The sequence below is a fragment of the Hydrocoleum sp. CS-953 genome, from assembly GCF_002260545.1.
Classification (GTDB): Bacteria; Cyanobacteriota; Cyanobacteriia; order Cyanobacteriales; family Microcoleaceae; genus Trichodesmium.
In genome coordinates this window covers 1-2,977 of sequence record NZ_LGSU01000395.1, presented here as the reverse complement: position 1 = coordinate 2,977, position 2,977 = coordinate 1, and the positions used below count along the sequence as shown (strand labels likewise).

Sequence of the window (2,977 nt, the reverse complement as noted above, 5' to 3'; positions counted from 1 at the left end):
AAATAATTCTGGTTTAAAGCCTCCCCTTGGATAGGGGAAAAAAAGTGCAAGTGCTCTTGAATTTCCTTATCTTCAATTCCCGCATTTGTTTTAACGGCTAGGTAATTATCAATTATCCATTATCAATTATCAATTAATGAATGTAACTATCTATGTATGAATTTGGTATAATATCATTTTTTGATGATTAGTTGCCGGAAAAAAATTAGGGATAGATTATGACAACATCAGCTTTTGACCAATTTTGGCATCTCATATCAGGTGCGTTAACTCTTAATCCAGAAGTTTATAACCAAATTAATAATCTACCTCAAGGAATTCAGGTAGCATTAACTATAGTCTTAATTGCTGGTTTGGCACAAGCAATCGGACAATCTGTTGTACTGTTCATTAATAAAGTTAAAAAATTACGTTTTTTCCTTAGTTTAGGAATTTCCGCTATTATATTTGTCTTTAGTTTTGGGTTTTGGGCAATCAGTCTTTGGTTAACCGGACAACTCTTTTTCAATACAAACCTAGAACTAATAACAGTCACCCGTAGCTTAGGATTGAGTTATGCTCCTCAAATGTTAGGTTTTCTGATTGGATTACCTTATTTTGGCATTCCCATCAGCGTTTTACTCACCCTATGGACTCTACTAGCAGAAATCACAGCTATACAAGAAGTTCCACAACTAACTATTTGGGGAGCATTTGCTTGTAATATCTTGGGATGGATAGTACATCAAGTATCTCAGCGCACTATTGGTCGTCCGATTACTGCTTTTGGGCAATGGTTATTAAATTTTGCTGCTGGAACTGAGGTAGTAACAGATAGGCAACAACTAGAAAAAATTGTCATGGCAGGAAACCAATCTAGTTCTTTCCAGATTACTACTGACTTGTTACCCCAACAAACTAATGAACCACAAAAGCAGAAAATTAAACCTATTATCAAATATATAGTTATTGGATTTATTGCTTTTTCCATTGTCATCCTCTTATCAACTGGATCTGGAAATTTTTTCTCTATTTGGTTCACAACTTTTGACAAAACAGTTCAACTTACCATTAACTTAATAATTATTGGCTTAATTGCTCTTTTTTGTTCGATAATTTTCACTCCCTTAGAATCTTTAACTTGGTGGGCGGGATGGTATGAAGAACCAACTCTCAGATATTCAGGTAGTTTAGTTGCAGAAGTACCCGATCGCCAAGATGCTTCTGTTTATGTTTTGTATTTGGATGGGATTAATCAAGGTACTTACCAATATCTACCCATTGTGGAAAATTTTTTGGATAGTTTAGCTGATGCGACTCCCTCAGATGTAGCAATTATTAAGGGTATTATGCCTTACTCTGCCACAAACACACCTTTAACAGCAGACCGACCTTTAGCATTTTTATGGAATATTCTTGATTCTCTCGCTCAGAGAAATCCTGATAATCCTATTGCGGGTATTATCAACTTGCGAAATGTGGCTGCTGTTGCTGTTGCTGCCGACCCTCGTTACGGTCCGATTCAAAATCAGGGATTAGCACAAGTTTTATTTGATAGTCTTCTCCACTTTGGTTATCCCCTGGGTAGTAAAAAACCTATCAGTTTGATTGGTTATAGTGGAGGCGGTCAAATGTCTATGGGGGCAGTATCTTTTCTGAAGCAAGCGACGGGTGCGCCGATTGAAGTTATTTCTTTGGCAGGGGTGATAAGTGGCAATACTGGAGCAATGGAAGTCGAACGTTTGTATCATCTGGTGGGAGAAAAGGATGGTGTAGAAAAGTTAGGTCCGATCATGTTTCCTGGCAGGTGGTCGCTTTTGTTTCTATCAAATTGGAATTGTGCTAAACGTCGAGATAAGATTAGTTTTGTTTCTCTAGGTCCGGTTGCTCATAATGCTGAAGCAGGTCCGATGGGAACTGAAGCAAGATTGCCAGATGGTAGAACTTATCTACAGCAAACTTTGGATATTATTTCGGGAATTTTAACGAAAAATTGGGGAGCGACGGGATTAAATCCTGATGATTTTAGAACTTTTAGTAATTATGAGCTTTATAAGGAGGCGATATTTAATCATCCTAATTATTATCCTTTAATAGGTTTCATAGGGAACAGGGAACAGGGAACAGGGAACAGGGAAGAAGGAATAGAGGAAAATTTAGAAAGTTTACCCACATCAGAAGGAGCAGATTTTCAGGAGACTCAATTTAACCGAGTGGAGATTTCTCAAAATATTGAGGGAGAAAATTTAACTGGGAATAGACAACAGGAAATACAGGAAAATTCGGAAAGTTTACCTACACAGTCAGGAGAAAATTTTCAGGAGAGTAAATTTAGCCGACAGGAGATAAATCAAAATATTGAGACAGAAAATTTAATTGGTAATAGACAACAAGAAATAGAGGAAAATTCAGAAAGTTTGTCTACACCGGAAGGAGAAAATTTTCAGCAGATTCAATTTAACCGACTGGAGATAACTCAAAATATTGAGGGAGAAAATTTAATTGGTAATAGACAACAAGAAATAGAGGAAAATTCAGAAAGTTTTTCTACACCGGAAGGAGAAAATTTTCAGCAGATTCAATTTAACCTACAGGAGATTTATCAAGATTTTGATAGAGAAAATTTAACTGGGAATAGGCAACAGGAAATAGAGGAAAATTCGGAAAGTTTACCTACACAGTCAGGAGAAAATTTTCAGGAGAGTCAATTTAACCGACAGGAGATAACTCAAAATATTGAGACAGAAAATTTAACTGGCAATAGACAACAGGAAATAGATGAAAATTTGGCAAGTTTACCTACACAGTCAGGAGGAAATTTTGATGAAAGTCAATTTAACCGACAGGAAATTAATCAAAATATTGAGGGAGAAAATTTAATTGGCAATAGACAACAGGAAATAGAGGAAAATTCGGAAAGTTTACCTACAGAGTCAGGAGAAAGTTTTGATGAAAGTAAATTTAACCGACAGGAGATAACTCAAGATATTGAGACAGA

General features: G+C 36.2%; 1 pseudogene. It reads left to right on the top strand.

Annotated features, from left to right (window positions below):
- Positions 1-218 precede the first annotated feature (218 nt).
- Positions 219-2,977, top strand: a pseudogene (locus AFK68_RS03845) (hypothetical protein); the annotation flags it as partial.